Source organism: Myxococcus sp. AB036A (assembly GCF_006547355.1).
Classification (GTDB): Bacteria; Myxococcota; Myxococcia; order Myxococcales; family Myxococcaceae; genus Myxococcus; species Myxococcus virescens.
On the sequence record NZ_VHLC01000026.1, the window covers coordinates 35722 to 49999 of the forward strand.

At 67.2% G+C, this 14278-nt stretch carries 9 protein-coding genes and 3 tRNA genes; 10 read left to right on the plus strand and 2 right to left on the minus strand.

The window, feature by feature from the left end; all coding sequences use genetic code 11:
- Positions 1 to 12: 12 nt before the first annotated feature.
- A complete protein-coding gene (locus FL344_RS13460; protein ID WP_228558029.1) occupies positions 13 to 1509 on the minus strand; it encodes a hypothetical protein in 1497 nt (498 codons plus the stop codon).
- Between the two features lie 37 nt (positions 1510 to 1546).
- A complete protein-coding gene (locus FL344_RS13465) occupies positions 1547 to 3973 on the minus strand; it encodes a glycogen-debranching protein (protein ID WP_228565012.1) in 2427 nt (808 codons plus the stop codon).
- 254 nt (positions 3974 to 4227) lie between these two features.
- On the opposite strand from FL344_RS13465, the gene FL344_RS13470 reads away from it, so the two are divergent.
- From FL344_RS13470 to FL344_RS13515, 10 genes are all read left to right on the plus strand, one after another.
- Entirely contained in the window at positions 4228 to 5316 is a 1089-nt protein-coding gene (locus FL344_RS13470; RefSeq protein ID WP_194863096.1) for an ABC transporter ATP-binding protein, read from the plus strand.
- Positions 5313 to 7493 carry an extracellular solute-binding protein gene (locus FL344_RS13475; RefSeq protein WP_141618808.1) on the plus strand — a complete coding sequence of 727 codons (2181 nt, stop codon included), beginning with the start codon at positions 5313 to 5315 and terminating at the stop codon, positions 7491 to 7493. The genes FL344_RS13470 and FL344_RS13475 overlap by 4 nt, the downstream gene beginning before the upstream one ends.
- Positions 7490 to 8338 carry a sugar ABC transporter permease gene (locus FL344_RS13480; protein WP_090490031.1) on the plus strand — a complete coding sequence of 283 codons (849 nt, stop codon included), beginning with the start codon at positions 7490 to 7492 and terminating at the stop codon, positions 8336 to 8338. Before FL344_RS13475 ends, FL344_RS13480 begins: the two co-directional genes overlap by 4 nt.
- A 5-nt stretch (positions 8339 to 8343) precedes the next feature.
- On the plus strand, positions 8344 to 11241 hold the full coding sequence (locus tag FL344_RS13485) for an IPT/TIG domain-containing protein (RefSeq protein ID WP_228565013.1): 2898 nt from the start codon (positions 8344 to 8346) through the stop codon (positions 11239 to 11241).
- Positions 11242 to 11387: 146 nt separating this feature from the next.
- A tRNA-Val gene (locus tag FL344_RS13490) sits at positions 11388 to 11459 on the plus strand.
- 15 nt (positions 11460 to 11474) lie between these two features.
- Positions 11475 to 11551: transfer RNA gene (locus FL344_RS13495), tRNA-Asp, on the plus strand.
- A gap of 89 nt (positions 11552 to 11640) precedes the next feature.
- Positions 11641 to 11714, plus strand: a tRNA-Asp gene (locus tag FL344_RS13500).
- 161 nt (positions 11715 to 11875) lie between these two features.
- Positions 11876 to 12217: a hypothetical protein gene (locus FL344_RS13505; protein WP_141618810.1), complete on the plus strand. Its 342-nt coding sequence runs from the start codon at positions 11876 to 11878 to the stop codon at positions 12215 to 12217.
- 144 nt (positions 12218 to 12361) lie between these two features.
- Positions 12362 to 12814 (plus strand): GNAT family N-acetyltransferase, encoded by a 453-nt coding sequence (locus tag FL344_RS13510; protein ID WP_141590978.1) that lies wholly within the window; start codon positions 12362 to 12364, stop codon positions 12812 to 12814.
- Positions 12815 to 12990: 176 nt separating this feature from the next.
- Entirely contained in the window at positions 12991 to 14076 is a 1086-nt protein-coding gene (locus tag FL344_RS13515) for an MBL fold metallo-hydrolase (protein ID WP_141618811.1), read from the plus strand.
- The last annotated feature ends 202 nt before the right edge of the window (positions 14077 to 14278 follow it).

Below are 14278 nucleotides of genomic sequence, written 5' to 3' on the forward strand. Positions count from 1 at the left end.
TCCATCGCCTTGTCAGAACCATCCTTCGGCCTCGATCGCGACCACCGAGTGCCAGTGACGCTCGGGGCCGACGTAAACGTTGTACTGGTCCAGGCTGTCCACGAAGGAGTTGCCGAACGCCGCATGTTGGGTGGAGCGCTGGAGCCCGTACAGCAGCCGCAGACTGGGGCGCGCGTAGATGCTGCGGCCCGTGGGGTTGAGCACCACACCGGCCTTGAACTGCCAGGTGTCGCGCGTGTCGCTGTCACCGAACTCCAGGCCGCGCGCGTCCGCCATGCCGTCGGTGCTGGTGAACACCGAGTCCACATGGTTGCGGTAGAGATTGCCGTTCAGGCTCTTCTCGCGCGCGACGCTGCTCTCCACCAGGAGGTGAACCCTGTCGGTGAGGAAGTACTGAAGGCGGAGCACCGTGGAGGCGATGACGCGGTTGTCCTCGCCCGCGGCAATCGTGTTGTCCTTGTTGAACGAGTAACCCGCCCACACGCCCCAGAGCGCCTCCAGCTTGTCGGGGATGATGCGCAGGTAGGCCTCGTTGCCGAGGTTGGCGTCGTAGCGCTCGTCGGTCTGGTCCGTGACGTACACGGTCCAGTCCCGGCCCCGGAAGTTCTCCGTGTAGAAGGGCTGCGGGTGGCGCTTCTCGAAGGTCAGGTACAGGTTGCTCCACACCAGCGGCCCCACCCCGCCGAAGCCCAGATAGCCCATGGCCCGGTACGACAGCGCGCTACGGGCCTTGAGGTCCGGGACCAGGTCCTCCGCGCCCGGGTTGGCCTCGAAGTAGCGCCGCACCACCTCGCGCCGCGCGAAGTTCTCGTAGCTGGTCCCGGGCGACGCGTAGAGCGCGTTCCGGTTGCCGCGCACCGCGGGCTCGTAGCCCACCTGGCCGCGGATACCCACCTCCAGGTGACCGGGAATCAACCGGTAGCGGAACGACGCGGCGCCCGTCAGCACCGTGTTGTAGTTGTTCGGGCGCAGCGTGTAGCCGCTGTCCCCCACCGCCAGCAGGACGTCGTAGCGGTCGCCCTGGTACGTGCCGGACAGGCCCACCGTGTCCCAGAGCAGCGTGCCAGGACGCTGGTCGTAGATGTGCAGGTCGTTCCAGCGGTCCTCGAGCGTGCCGAGCTGCCACGTCACCCGGTCCAGCAGGATGTTGCCGGCGCGGACGAAGAGGTAGTCAGCGCTGAAGTTCACCAGCGAGCCATTACCGGGGTCCGCCGAACGAAACGACCTGCCAGAGATACGGGAGTGGACCTCGGCCCACACCTCGTCGGTCCCCGGCGTGGCCTGCAACGCGTCCAGCCGGAGGTTGAGCTCACCGTAAGGGCTTTCGTTGAGGAGCCGACCGTAGAGCCAGTAATAGCCCAACTGGCCCGAGCCGCCCGCGAAGTCCGGGCGGGTCATGATGCGGAAATAACCCGCGGCCCCGAAGCGATCGCGAGGCGCATCGGCCAGGGCAACGAGCGGCAGGAACGACAACAGGATGGCGCCGAGGCGCGCAGGCAGGACTCGCATGGGCGGGCCCCGCTTATAGCGCAACCTGCTTGCCTGCCTACTCCGCACGCAGGATGACGATGGTTCTTTCCGGCATCCCGTACGTCGGACCGTTCACTGGTGACGGTGCATCCAGCCACGAGTTACCCGTGGACCGGCTGTCCAGGCCCGCCGTCGTGAGATAGGTAGGGCTGTCGAAGTACGCCTGCGTGTCGATGAGCCGCGTCCACTTGCGGCCTTCGGGCAGCGTGAACGTCACCGCGCGGGGCTCCATGTTGATGAGCACCAGCAGCTCCGGCCCGTAGGACGCGTCGTGGTAGTGAATCATCAACTGCTTGCTGTCCCACGCCGCCTCGGTGTTCTGGGCACTCTTCCAAGCCAGCGGCGCGCCCTTGCCGTAGTCCTTCGGCGCGAAGGCGTAGGCGTGCTCCTTGCGCAGGCGGATGGCTGCCTTCACGAATTCGAACATGCGGTGACGTTCGTCGCGCGCCAGATACGTCCCCCACTGGTACCAGTTGAAGGGGTTGTCGGACAGCGTGGAGTAGGCGTTGTTGTTCCCCAGCTGCGTGCGCATCCACTCGTCGCCGCCCAGAATCATCGGCGTGCCGTGGCTGATCATCATCGACATGAAGGCATTGCGCATCATCTGCCGCCGCATGCTCTCCGCGCGCTCGTCGCCAATCGGACCCCAGTTGCGGGAACGGTTGTGATCCTCGCCGCTGACCTTGTCGCAGAAGGGGCTGTTCGGTGTGTCACAGCACACCGGGTTCAACGGACCGCAGCGGTTCTGCTTCTCGTCGTACGCGAACAGGTCGTACATCGTGAAGCCGTCGTGCACGGTGATGAAGTTCATGGAGTGATACGGGCGGCGGCCATTGCGCTCGAACCACTCCTGGCTGCCGTACATCAGGAAGCCGCCGTCCACCGTGCCAGGCCGGCCACACAGCGAACCCTCGTTGGAGTTGAGCTTCCAACCGTCCTGGTTCATGAACGCGCGCCACCAGTCGCGGAAGCGGCCGTTCCACTCGTACCAGCCATTGCCCGGCTGCGTCTTGGCGTTGGGGAACTCGCCCAGCGGCATGCAGTACCAGCCGCCCGCGCTCCACGGCTCGGCCATGATGCGGGTGTTGTACTTCTGGAGCACCGGGTCGTCGATGACATCCTGGAGCACGGTGTTGCGCGGGTCGTCCCAGCGGTTGTAGTCGCCGTCGCGCTCACCCAGGATGGGCGCCAGGTCGAAGCGGAAGCCGTCCACGTGGAGCTCTTCCACATAGAAGCGCAGGCTGTCGATGATGAGCTTGCGCGTGGGCCGGTGGTTGGGGCGCGTCTGGTTACCGACGCCGGTGTTGTTCCAATACGTGCGGCGGTCCGGGTTGAGCGCGTAATACGCCTGGTTGTCGATGCCGCGGAACGAATAGAGGCCAGCCGTCTCCGCGGGGTCCAGGGACTCCAGCGGCTCGCCGGGCATGACGTCATCCGTCTCCAACTTCTCGCGCCAGAGGCCCCCCTCGCCGGTGTGGTTGTAGACGACGTCGATAATCACCTCGATGCCGTGCTTGTGGAGTTGCTCCACCATCCACTTGAACTCGTTGATGACCTGGTGCGGCTCCTTGAAGGCGGCGTAGGACAGCTCGGGCGCGAAGAAGTTGATGGTCTGGTAGCCCCAGTAGCCACCGTCCAGCGGCTTCTCGTGGATGGGCAGCAGCTCCACCGCGGTGATGCCCAGCTCGGCCAGGTAGGCCGCCTTCTCACCGAAGCCGCGGTAGGTGCCCGGGAAGCGAACGCCGCTGGCGGGGTCCGCCGTGAAGCCCTTGGCGTGGACCTCGTAGACGATGAGGTCCTGCCAGCCGTGACCCTGCCAGTTCTCGTCCTGGCGGTTGGCGCGCCACTGCTGCTCCGCCTCACCCCACTGGTAGTCGCCGCTCTTGACGAGCACGCTCTTGGCGGAGGCCGCGTAGGTCACCTCCGTGCGAGCCGGACCGCTGGCCGTGCTGCCCTTGCTCCAGTCGTGGTCGCGGTGCAGGGCCTTGGAGTACGGGTCCGTGAGCAGCTTGTTGGGATTGAAGCGGTTGCCGTAGACGTCCGCGTCCGCCTTGAAGCCGTGGATGGACCCGGGGAACCACCGCGGGTCGAACTCCCAGTTGGGTCCCCATGCGCGGAAGCCGTAGTGCTGTCCCACGCCCACGCCTTCCACGTAGACGCTCCACACGTCGCCATAGCGTGTCATCTCATAGGCGCGCGCCGGGCGGTTGCTCTCCGGGTCCTCGAAGAGCAGCAGCTCCAGCCGGGTGGCGTTCTCCGAGTACAGGGCGAAGTTCACGCCCTTGTCCACGAAGGTGGGGCCGATCTGGCGAAGGGACTCGATGTCGTCCACCGAGTAGCTCGGGGCCCGAGCATCACTGTGGTACAGCCGGACGTAGTCGCTCTCGCTACAGCCAGTGATGAACAGGGCGGTGGACAGCGCCGCGCCCACGAGGCGGGACATTCTGTGAGTGAGCATCAGGTAGGCTGACCTCGAGGTCCGGACATGACTCGGCCCGGCAATCAAACTCCGGTTCCATAACAAGCGCCTTCCATGCCTGACAAGACTGGGTCCGGGTTTCCAATCGGGAACAGACCTTCGTTCACTGGCGCACGCGCCGGAAGGATGCAGCGCAAGCAACCAAGGAGGTTTGAGGAAACAAGAAGCGTCCGGGTAAGGTGCGCGACCGTCTTCCCATCAATTTCTCCGAGCACGACTTGTCCGAAGTCACCCTGAGCGGGATCAAGAAGTCGTTTGGCCAGAACCTCATCGTGAAGGGCGTGGACCTTCAGGTGGGTGAAGGTGAATTCCTGGTGATGGTCGGCCCGTCTGGCTGCGGGAAGACGACCTTGCTACGGCTCATCGCGGGCCTGGAACAGGTGGACGCGGGCGAGGTGCGCATTGGCGGCGCCCGGGTGAACGACGTTCCGCCTCGTGACCGAGACGTTGCAATGGTGTTCCAGTCCTATGCGCTCTACCCGCACATGACGGTGCGGGAGAATCTGGCCTTCGGCCTGACGCTCCGGAAGTTCCCCGCCGCGGAGATTGCGTCGCGCGTGCAGGAGGTGGCCGGAATGTTGGAGCTGGGCCACCTGCTGGAGCGCAAGCCCAAGGCCCTGTCCGGCGGCCAACGCCAGCGCGTGGCCATGGGGCGAGCCATCGTCCGCCGCCCCAAGGTCTTCCTCTTCGACGAGCCCCTCTCCAACCTGGACACCGCGCTCCGGGTCCAGATGCGCGGCGAGCTGGCGCGGCTGCACCGCCGGCTGAGCGCGACGATGATCTACGTCACCCACGACCAGGTGGAGGCGATGACGCTGGCCACCCGCGTGGCCGTCTTCAATGGCGGGCTCCTCCAGCAGGTGGGCCCGCCGCTGGAGCTCTACAACCGCCCCGCCAACCAGTTCGTCGCGGGGTTCCTCGGCTCCCCCTCCATGAACTTCCTGGAGGCGCGGCGAGAGGGGGCCCAGTTTACCGGCAAGGGCTTCACCCTGCCCTGTCCGGCGGACGTGCCCCCGGAGGAAACCACGGTGCTGCTGGGCCTGCGTCCCCAGGATTTGCGCGTGGAGTCCCAGGGGCCCCTCACCGGCACCGTGGACGCTGTGGAGCGACTGGGCTTCGACGGGTACGCCTTCGTCAAAACGGAAGCCGGACTGGTGGCGGCTCGCTTCGACAAGGGCGTGAACGTCGCGGTGGGTGACAAGGTGCACCTGGCCCCCGTGGCGGACGCGCTGCACGTCTTCTCCAAGGACGGCGCGAAGGCGCTGCGCCATCCGGAGCAGCGCGCCGCGATGGAGATCGCGTCGTGAGCCGGTGGCTCGGCCTGGCGCTGCTCGCCACGGCGCTGAGCGCGCACGCGGCGCCCGCGACGGAGAAGCCGTTGAAGCTGTGGCACGCGTACCGCGGCGGCGAGGAGATGGCGCTCGTCCAGGCCACGGAGCTCTTCACCTCGAAGACAGGCGTCCAGGTGGAGCTGCTCGCCCTGCCCTACGACGCCTACGCGGCCAAGCTGACCAACGCCATTCCCCATGGCGTGGGCCCGGATGTCTTCATCTTCAACCACGAGCGACTGCGCAACTTCCACGCGATGCACCTGGTGGCTCCCGCCAGTGGACTGGCGCGCGAGGACTACTTCCCCAACGCCGTGGAGGCGCTGGAGGTGGATGGCCAGGTGTACGGCTATCCCATGTCGCTCAAGTCGCTGGCGCTCTACGTCAACACGAAGCTCGTGCCCCAGCCGCCAGAGACGACGGACGCGCTGCTGGCGATGCTGCCCGCGCTGTCGGACGCGGGCGCGGGCCGCTTCGGGCTGGCCTACGAGAGCGGCGACTTCTACTTCCACGCGGGCTTCCTCTTCGGCTTCGGCGGCGAGTTGTTCGATGCAAACGGCCGCGCGAGCTTCGACACACAGGGGATGGCCCGCTCCCTGGCCTTTGTGAAGGACCTGCAGGACCAGCGCTTCATCCCCCAGGAGGCCTCGGGCGCGCTGGTGAAGAGCCTCTTCAACGACGGCCGCGCCGCCATGATCATCAGCGGGCCGTGGTTCGCCGGGGAGATTGCCCCCCAGGTGGAATACCGCGTGGTGGGGCTGCCGACGGTGAGCACCACGAACATCCCCATCCGCCCCTTCCTGGGCGTGGAGACGGCCTACGTCTCCGCGCGCTCCGAGCGAGCGGAGCAGGCCCAGGCGCTGGCGCGCTTCATCTCCCTGGGCGAGGCCTCGCGCGTGCGGGCCATGGTAGGCCGGCAGATTCCGGCGGACGTGGCCGCGTACGCGCTGAAGGAGGTGCGGGAGGACACGCTCATCTCCTCCTTCCGCGAGGCGGCCCGCCACGCCACGCCCATGCCCAACACGCTGGAGATGGCGCGCGTCTGGGAGCCCATGAAGCTGGCGCTGCGCGCGGTGCTCCAGGGCGGCACCGCGCCCCAGGACGCGGGCGCACTGGCGGACCGGCGCTACCGCGCGCTGCACCGCGAGCGCCCGCCCGACGCCAGTCCCATGCCCTGGCTGGGCCTGGTGGGCGCCATGGCGCTGGGCGGCTCCGTCTATGTGCTGCGGCGCCCGGCGGCGACGCTGCCCTTCAAGCGCCGTTATCCGGATGTGGCGCAGGCGGTGGCGTACATCACCCCCGCGGCGGCCGGCGTGGCGCTGCTGGTGTTCGTCCCCTTCGCGGTGGGCCTCAGCCTGTCGCTATTCCACCACGAGGCGGGGGAATACTCCTTCGTGGGCCTGGCCAACTTCGTGGATATCCTGGCCAGCCGCGGCTACAGCATCACCGAGCCCCTCTCCTTCTATTTCACGCTGGCTGTGACGCTGCTGTGGGCGGTGGTCAACGTGGTGCTCCACGTCAGCATCGGCCTGTTCCTGGCGCTGCTGCTGAAGGATCCGCTGCTGAAGCTGCGGGGGGTCTACCGGGTGCTGCTCATCATCCCCTGGGCCGTGCCCAACTACATCACCGCGCTCATGTGGAAGGGCATGTTCCACCGGCAGTTCGGCGCCATCAACGGCCTGCTGGTCGCCCTGGACCTGGAGCCGGTGAGCTGGTTCACCCGCTTCTCCACGGCCTTCGCGGCCAACGTGGCCACCAACACCTGGCTGGGCTTTCCCTTCATGATGGTGGTGGCGCTGGGCGCGCTCCAGTCCATCCCTCAGGAGCTCTACGAAGCCGCGGAGGTGGACGGCGCGAGCAAGTGGACGCAGTTCCGCCGCATCACCCTGCCGCTGCTGAGGCCCGCCATGCTGCCGGCCGTCATCCTGGGCAGCGTGTGGACCTTCAACATGTTCAACATCATCTACCTGGTGTCCGGCGGTGAGCCGGGCGGCGGCACCGACATCCTGGTGTCGGAGGCCTACCGTTGGGCCTTCCAGCGCAACGAGCAGTACGGCTTCGCGGCGGCGTACTCGGTCCTCATCTTCGTGGTGCTGCTGGTCTGGTCCGCCTTCACCAAGCGGTTGATGCGGTCGTCCTCGGAGGTGATGGGATGAACCGCCCCTCGCGCTTGAAGATGGCCGCCATCCACGCCGGGCTGACGCTGCTGTGCATGGCCACGCTCTACCCGGTGCTCTGGGTGGTGAAGATGGCGCTGTCGCCCACGGATGGGCTGGCGCTCACCGCCAACCCCTTCCCCGAAACCGTCACGCTGGAGCACTTCCGTCAGGTGCTCTCCGGCACGGACGCGGCGGGGCGGTGGGTGTTCGGCCGGCAGCTCCTGGCGAGCATCGTCGTGGCGGGCGCCACCACGCTGGTGGGCCTGACGCTGGCGGTGTCCGCGGCCTACGCGCTGTCGCGCTTCCGGTTTCCCGGCAAGGAAGGCGGGATGCAGGCGCTGCTGGTGACGCAGATGTTCCCGGCGACGCTGATGATGGTGCCCATCTACAGCATCCTCCAGAAGCTGCACCTGCTGGACAGCCTCACGGGGCTCGTCCTGGTCTACGCCACCACCGCCCTGCCCTTCTGCATCTGGAACCTCAAGGGCTACTTCGACACGCTGCCGCGCGAGTTGGAGGAAGCGGCGGTGATGGACGGCGCCTCCACCTTCCAGGTGTTCGTGCGCGTGGTGCTCCCGCTGGCCCGGCCTGCGCTGGCCGTGACGGCGCTCTTCTCCTTCATGACGGCGTGGAACGAGTTCATCCTCGCCGCCACGCTGCTCAATGACCCGTCCCGCTTCACCCTGCCCGTCGCGCTCCAGCGCTTCGTCGGCGAGCACAAGGTGGAGTGGGGCAAGTTCGCCGCGGGTGCGCTCATCGTCTCCGCGCCGGTCATGGCGTTGTTCTTCGCGCTTCAGAAACACCTCGTCGGCGGTTTGACCGCTGGCGGCGTCAAGGGGTGATGTCGATGTCGTCTCGCTGTCTCCGTACCCTCGTCCTCGTCCTGCCTCTGCTGGTCGTCGCTTGTGATGGCGACTCAGACGGAGGACCTGCTCCCAGCGACAACGCGCCCGTCGTGCGGGAGGTCCAGCCCTCGGGCGGCCCCGTCTCGGGCCACACCCTCATCAACGTCTACGGCGCCGGCTTCAAGGAAGGCGCGAAGCTCTACTTCGGCCAGCAGGAGGCCCTGCGGGTGGTGGTGGTCAACACCCACCGCATCTACGGCTACACCCCCACCGCCACCTCCGGCGTGGTGGACGTGCGCGTGGTGAACCCGGACAGCGCTCACGGCACCCTGGTGGGCGGCTTCACGTTCGAAGGCGCGCCGGTGGCGAACATCGAACAGGCCGAAGTGCTCAACGGCAACGTGGACGCGGTCAGCAACGGCCAGCCGGTGGGCACCACCGTGCGCGGCGCCGTCACCGTGGCCGGCATCACCCGTGGCACCGGCCAGGGCGGCGGCACCCGCGCGCAGGTGGGCTTCGCCCTGGCGGACGCGGAGCTGCTCAACCCGGACAGCTACACCTGGGAAGAGGCCAGCTACGAGGGTGACTCGGGCAGCCGCGAGGCGGACATCTATCAGGGCACCGTGCTGCTCCAGCCGACCATCAGCGGTGAGCGCCGTGAGTGGGTCGTCACCATGCGCTTTTCCATCGACAACGGCGCCACGTGGGTGATGGCGGACGGCGATGGCAGCGCCAACGGCGTGTCGGAGGACATGCTGCGCCGGGTGTTCATCTCCCGGCCGCGCGTGGACTACTGCAAGCTGGGCCCCGACAACAACCCCGGGCCGGTCAACGTCTTCTACCGGCCGGGCGACACCCCGAACGTGAAGGTGGCCGGTCAGGTGTACGCGGCGGGCATCACCCAGGGCGGTGGCGCGGGCTCGGGCCTGGTGGCGCAGCTCGGCTACGGTCCGGCGGACTCGGACCCGCGCAGCGACAGCGGCTGGACGTGGGTGAACGCCACGTACAAGACGGACCACGGCAACAACGACGAGTGGGAGGCCGACCTGCCCAACCCGGGCACCGTGGGCACCTGGCGAATCGCCTTCCGCTTCAGCATCAGCGAGAACGTGTGGCGCTTCTGCGACGCGGACGGCGTCAACGACAGCGACGAGGGCAACCTGACCTTCAGCCTGTCCAAGCTGGGCACGCTCACCGTGGGCGACGAGGCGCCGAAGCCGGCGGTGACGTGGTGCAAGATTGGCCTCGACCGGACGGCGCCGGAGGCCATCAACTACACGACGACACAAACGTCGGGCCTGAAGACGGTGTACGCCCAGGTCAACCTGCCGGGCGTGACGGACCGCGAAGGCGCAGGGCCAGGCCTGGAGGGCCAGCTCGGCTGGGGTCCCGTGGGTGAGGACCCGCGCACCTCGTCACGGTGGAACTGGTCGACCCAGCTGACCTTCGACCAGGACAACTTCGAGGTGAACGACCAGTGGAAGGGCACGTTGCCCAACCCGACCCTCAACGGCGAGTACCGCTACGCGGTGCGCTTCAACCACGACGGCGGCGCCATCCGCGTGTGCGACGGCAATGGCGTGGACGACGGCGGTCAGGACTTCGAGCTGGACCAACTCGGCTCGCTCAACGTGACGGGCCAGCCCGTCATCCCGCGCGTCATCGGCTACTGCAAGCTGGGGCCGGATGGGAACGACACGCCGCAGTCGCTGGCGTACACCACCGGGGATGCGGCCAGCCACGTCATCATCGCGTACGTCAACGTGGCGGGCCTCACCAACACCACCACGGGCGAAGTCGCGGCCATCGTGGGCCAACTCGGCTGGGGACCCGCCGGTGAGGCTCCGGCCACGTCCGCGCAGTGGGACTGGACCACGACGGCCCAGTTCAAGGGCGACTTCTGGGACAACGACGAGTACGAGGCCACGTTGCCCAACCCGGGCGTGGTGGGCAGCTACCGGTTCGCCTACCGCTTCCAGGTGAACGGCGGCGAGTTCCTCTACTGCGACGCGGACGGCAACAGCAGCGGCCCGGACGGATTCAACGCGGACCTGACGGGCAGCCTGGCGGTGAGCGAGGCCCCGGATCCCGAGCCGACGGACAGCTACTGCCGCCTGCAGAACGTGAGCGGCACGACGGTGGGCAGCGGCGACATCGTCACCGTGGTGGGCCGGGTGCACATCCCGAGCGTCACCGCAGGCGAAGGCCCGGGCGCCAACGTCCAGGTGCAGGTGGGCGTAGGCGCCGCGGACACCAACGCTTCCACCCAGGCGGACGCGTTCACATGGAAGGCCGCGGAGTACACCAGCGAGGCCGCCGGTGAGGCGGACACGGATGAGTTCTCCACCACCGTGACGCCGGCCTACACCGGCGACCGCGCCGTCAGCCTGCGCTACACCACTGACGGCACCACGTGGACGTACTGCGACAAGGACGGCAGCAACGTGGGTGGGTACACGCTGGGCCAGCAACACGCCCTCACGGTGGGCAACCACGCTGAGATTCGCTACTGCAACCTCCAGTGGCCCTTCGAGATCGCGGCGGGCGCCGAGGGTGACCCGCGAATCGTCTACGGCCAACTACGCGTGGACGGGGTCACGCCCGGCAGCGGCCAGGGTGCTGGCGTCGTCGCTGAGCTCGGCTACGGCCCCGCGAGCAGCGACCCAGGCATCTCAGGTTGGACGTGGGTGGCAGCCACGTACCTCAGTGACGAGGGCAACGGCGAACACGACCAGTACTCCGTAAGCCTGCCGGAGGGAGTGTCGGTCGGGACGTCCTACGCGTACCGCTACTCGCTCAACGGCGGGCCGTTCTGCTACGGCGACCGGAACGACCGGGGCGGCAGCGGAAACACCGGTAACGGCTTCCAGGGTGGGGACCTCGGCACGGTCATCCCGTAGCCACATGGCCAGTCCATTGGCCGCCCGGATGCCCACCAGGGCCCGGGCGGCCTTGCGGAATGATCGGGCCTGCTGAAGCGTATGCTTGACAGTGTCGGATGAGGCCGATAAAAGCCCGCCTCACCGAAGCGCGGCGGACGCCTGACGGGCGGATAGCTCAGCGGTAGAGCGGCGCCCTTACAAGGCGATGGTCACAGGTTCAATCCCTGTTCCGCCCACTGTCGTACCGATGTGGGGAGTTAGTTCAGTTGGTTAGAACGCCGGCCTGTCACGCCGGAGGCCACGGGTTCAAGTCCCGTACTCCTCGCCACCAAGAAGGGCCCGGAATCGCAAGGTTCCGGGCCCTTCGCCTTTTAGTGAGAGGCTCGGTTTTTGGCCCTGCCGCTCGCAGCCCCATCTGGGGAGTTAGTTCAGTTGGTTAGAACGCCGGCCTGTCACGCCGGAGGCCACGGGTTCAAGTCCCGTACTCCTCGCTAGAAAAGCCCAGCAATCCTCAGGGGTTGCTGGGCTTTTCTTTTTCCTCCGTCCCCCTATGTGGCCTCAGTGTGCCGCTCCGGCACCGTTGGCCGGAGCGGTGTGGCGCTGGACGTCGCGGGCAAGGCGGCGGCATCCTCCGCGGACCTGCGCAGTCGACGTGCTCGTGGACGGGGGCCCCACCGGGCCCCAGGACGTGATGGTCCAGTGTGCCCAGAAGGCCGATGCCCTGCAGGCGCCCCTGAAGCGGGGCGACGTGGAGCTCCGGTTCCAGGAAGGCCAGTGGAAGACCTACGACGCGGCGAAGGCTCACCTCTCCAAGGGGCGAAAGAGCGAGGCGCTCGCGCAGCTCAACGATTGCATCGCGGAGGGGCGCATCCTCGAGAACCGGTACCCCGACTTCAAGGAGCAGAAGTTCGACATCGGCGGCACAAGCATGAGCATGTTGGAGCTGCTCCAGGCCTGCGCGAAGGAGCGCAAGGCGCTGCAGCCTTCCCCTTGAGCCTTCCTGCTTCGCCCCGAAGTCCGTCGCTTCCCAGAGGATTGGAGCGCCGGGGCGGGCGGAGCGGTGGGCCCGAACCTCGAGGTCGCGCGGTCCCCTTGAGAGGGACACCGCGCGGCACAGACTGGACGGAGCTTTTCCAGGATGATCCTCCGCAACGTCACGGATGAAGACCTTCCCATCTTCTTCGAACACCAGCGCGACCCAGAAGCGCAGCGCATGGCCGCATTTGCATCGCGGGAACGCGATGCGTTCATGACCCACTGGCGCACAAACGTTCTCCGCCCTGAGAACGTCACCCGCACCATCGTCATGGGCGGTGTGGTCGTTGGGCACATCGGCAGTTGGGAACAGGATGCCATGCGCCTCGTCGGCTACTGGATGGGTCGCGAGCATTGGGGCAAGGGCATCGCCACTCGGGCCCTCTCCGAGTTTCTCGTGCTCGAGCCCACCCGGCCACTTCATGCGTGGGTCGCTCTCAACAACCTCGCGTCGATCCGCGTCCTCGAGAAGTGTGGCTTCCACACCCTGCGCAACGAGGACCCGCATCACCCGGATGGCGTTGCCGAAGTCCTGATGAGGCTGGGTTCGACGTAGTGCGTGTGGCTCGGGCTTCGATGACCTCGGGCCCAGATTCCGGCGCTTCGTCATGCTCGCCAAGAGGGCGGCACTGACGGTGGGCTGGACCTTTCGTTCAGCTCAGTGAGCGAATCCTGGGCAGGTGCAGGGGTGGGCGACCAACCGAACATGGCGCTGCGAGAGAGGGACGGAGCATGCAGGTACTCGGAAGCAAGGCGCAGGGAGCCCGGCTCGAACGCATGAAGGCGTCACCGCGCTTCAAGGATGGGATGTTCCACAACACATCCCTGGTGACTCAGGGGCTGAAGAAGGGCACCGCTGTCTCGACGATGAAGGAGTTCATCTGCGGCGGTCAGCGGCGGGTGCCGACTGGCGTGCTGCCCATCGTCAATCCGCTCGAGCAGTGGCTGCTCCCGGTGCAGAGCGGGCTCCGCGCGACGTGGCTCGGTCATTCCACCGTCCTGCTTGAGGTCGATGGGAAGCGCGTGTTGACTGACCCGGTGTGGGGAGAGCGCATCTCCCCGCTTCCCTTCACGGGGCCGAAGCGGTTTCACCCCGCGCCGGTGACAATCGGTCAGCTTCCTCCGCTCCACGCGGTCGTCATCTCGCACGACCACTACGACCACCTCGACTACCCGACCATCCTTCAACTCATCCCGCTCGGGGTTCCGTTCGTCACCTCACTCGGCGTGGGTGCGCATCTGGAGGCGTGGGGCGTGCCTCCCGAGCGCATCACCGAGCTCGACTGGTGGGAGTCCGCGGAGGTCGGTGGCCTTACCTTCACCGCCGCACCATCACAGCACTTGTCGGGTCGCAGCGTGGCCGATAGGAACCGGACAGCGTGGTCGTCGATTGTGGTGCGCGGTCCGCATCACGCCGTCTTCTTCAGCGGCGACACGGGCCTGACCCAGGAGTACGTCGAGATCCGGCAGAGGCTGGGACCGTTCGACCTCATCATGCTCGAGGTCGGCGCGTGGGACCCGGCGTGGGGAGATATTCACCTCGGACCGGAGAATGCGTTGCAAGCGCACGACCTGTTGGGCGGTGGCGCCTTCCTGCCGGTCCATTGGGGCACGTTCAATCTCGCAATCCATTCCTGGGACGAACCTGCGGAGACGCTCGTGAAGCTCGCCCCAACGAATGCGCCGCTGGTCATGCCTCGGCTCGGGCAGCCGATCGAGCCGCGCCAGGTGCAGTCAATCGACCCATGGTGGCGCGAGGTCGATCAAACCGAGACGGAACCGGCGCCGGTGGAGGCGGTGACGGAACCCTCCGACTGACGAATCAGCGCGAAGCGCGCGACAGCACGACGGGCCGGTGACGAAGGATGCGGCATCCGAACAGAGCCAGAGCGCCGCGGCCGCGGCCTCGGTGGCCTCACCGATGCGCACCATCGGGATGGGGGCTCATCGCTTCCAGATTCGGCGAACAGCGCGATGAGCTGCTCCATGATTCGGGCGAACTCTGGCGCGCATGGCGGGA

Coding starts and splice junctions, on each gene's coding strand:
- FL344_RS13485 (WP_228565013.1), top strand. CDS start 8,344: ATGTCGTCTCGCTGTCTCCGTACCCTCGTCCTCGTCCTGCCTCTGCTG.
- FL344_RS13515 (WP_141618811.1), top strand. CDS start 12,991: ATGCAGGTACTCGGAAGCAAGGCGCAGGGAGCCCGGCTCGAACGCATG.
- FL344_RS13510 (WP_141590978.1), top strand. CDS start 12,362: ATGATCCTCCGCAACGTCACGGATGAAGACCTTCCCATCTTCTTCGAA.
- FL344_RS13480 (WP_090490031.1), top strand. CDS start 7,490: ATGAACCGCCCCTCGCGCTTGAAGATGGCCGCCATCCACGCCGGGCTG.
- FL344_RS13465 (WP_228565012.1), bottom strand. CDS start 3,973: ATGTCCCGCCTCGTGGGCGCGGCGCTGTCCACCGCCCTGTTCATCACT.
- FL344_RS13460 (WP_228558029.1), bottom strand. CDS start 1,509: ATGCGAGTCCTGCCTGCGCGCCTCGGCGCCATCCTGTTGTCGTTCCTG.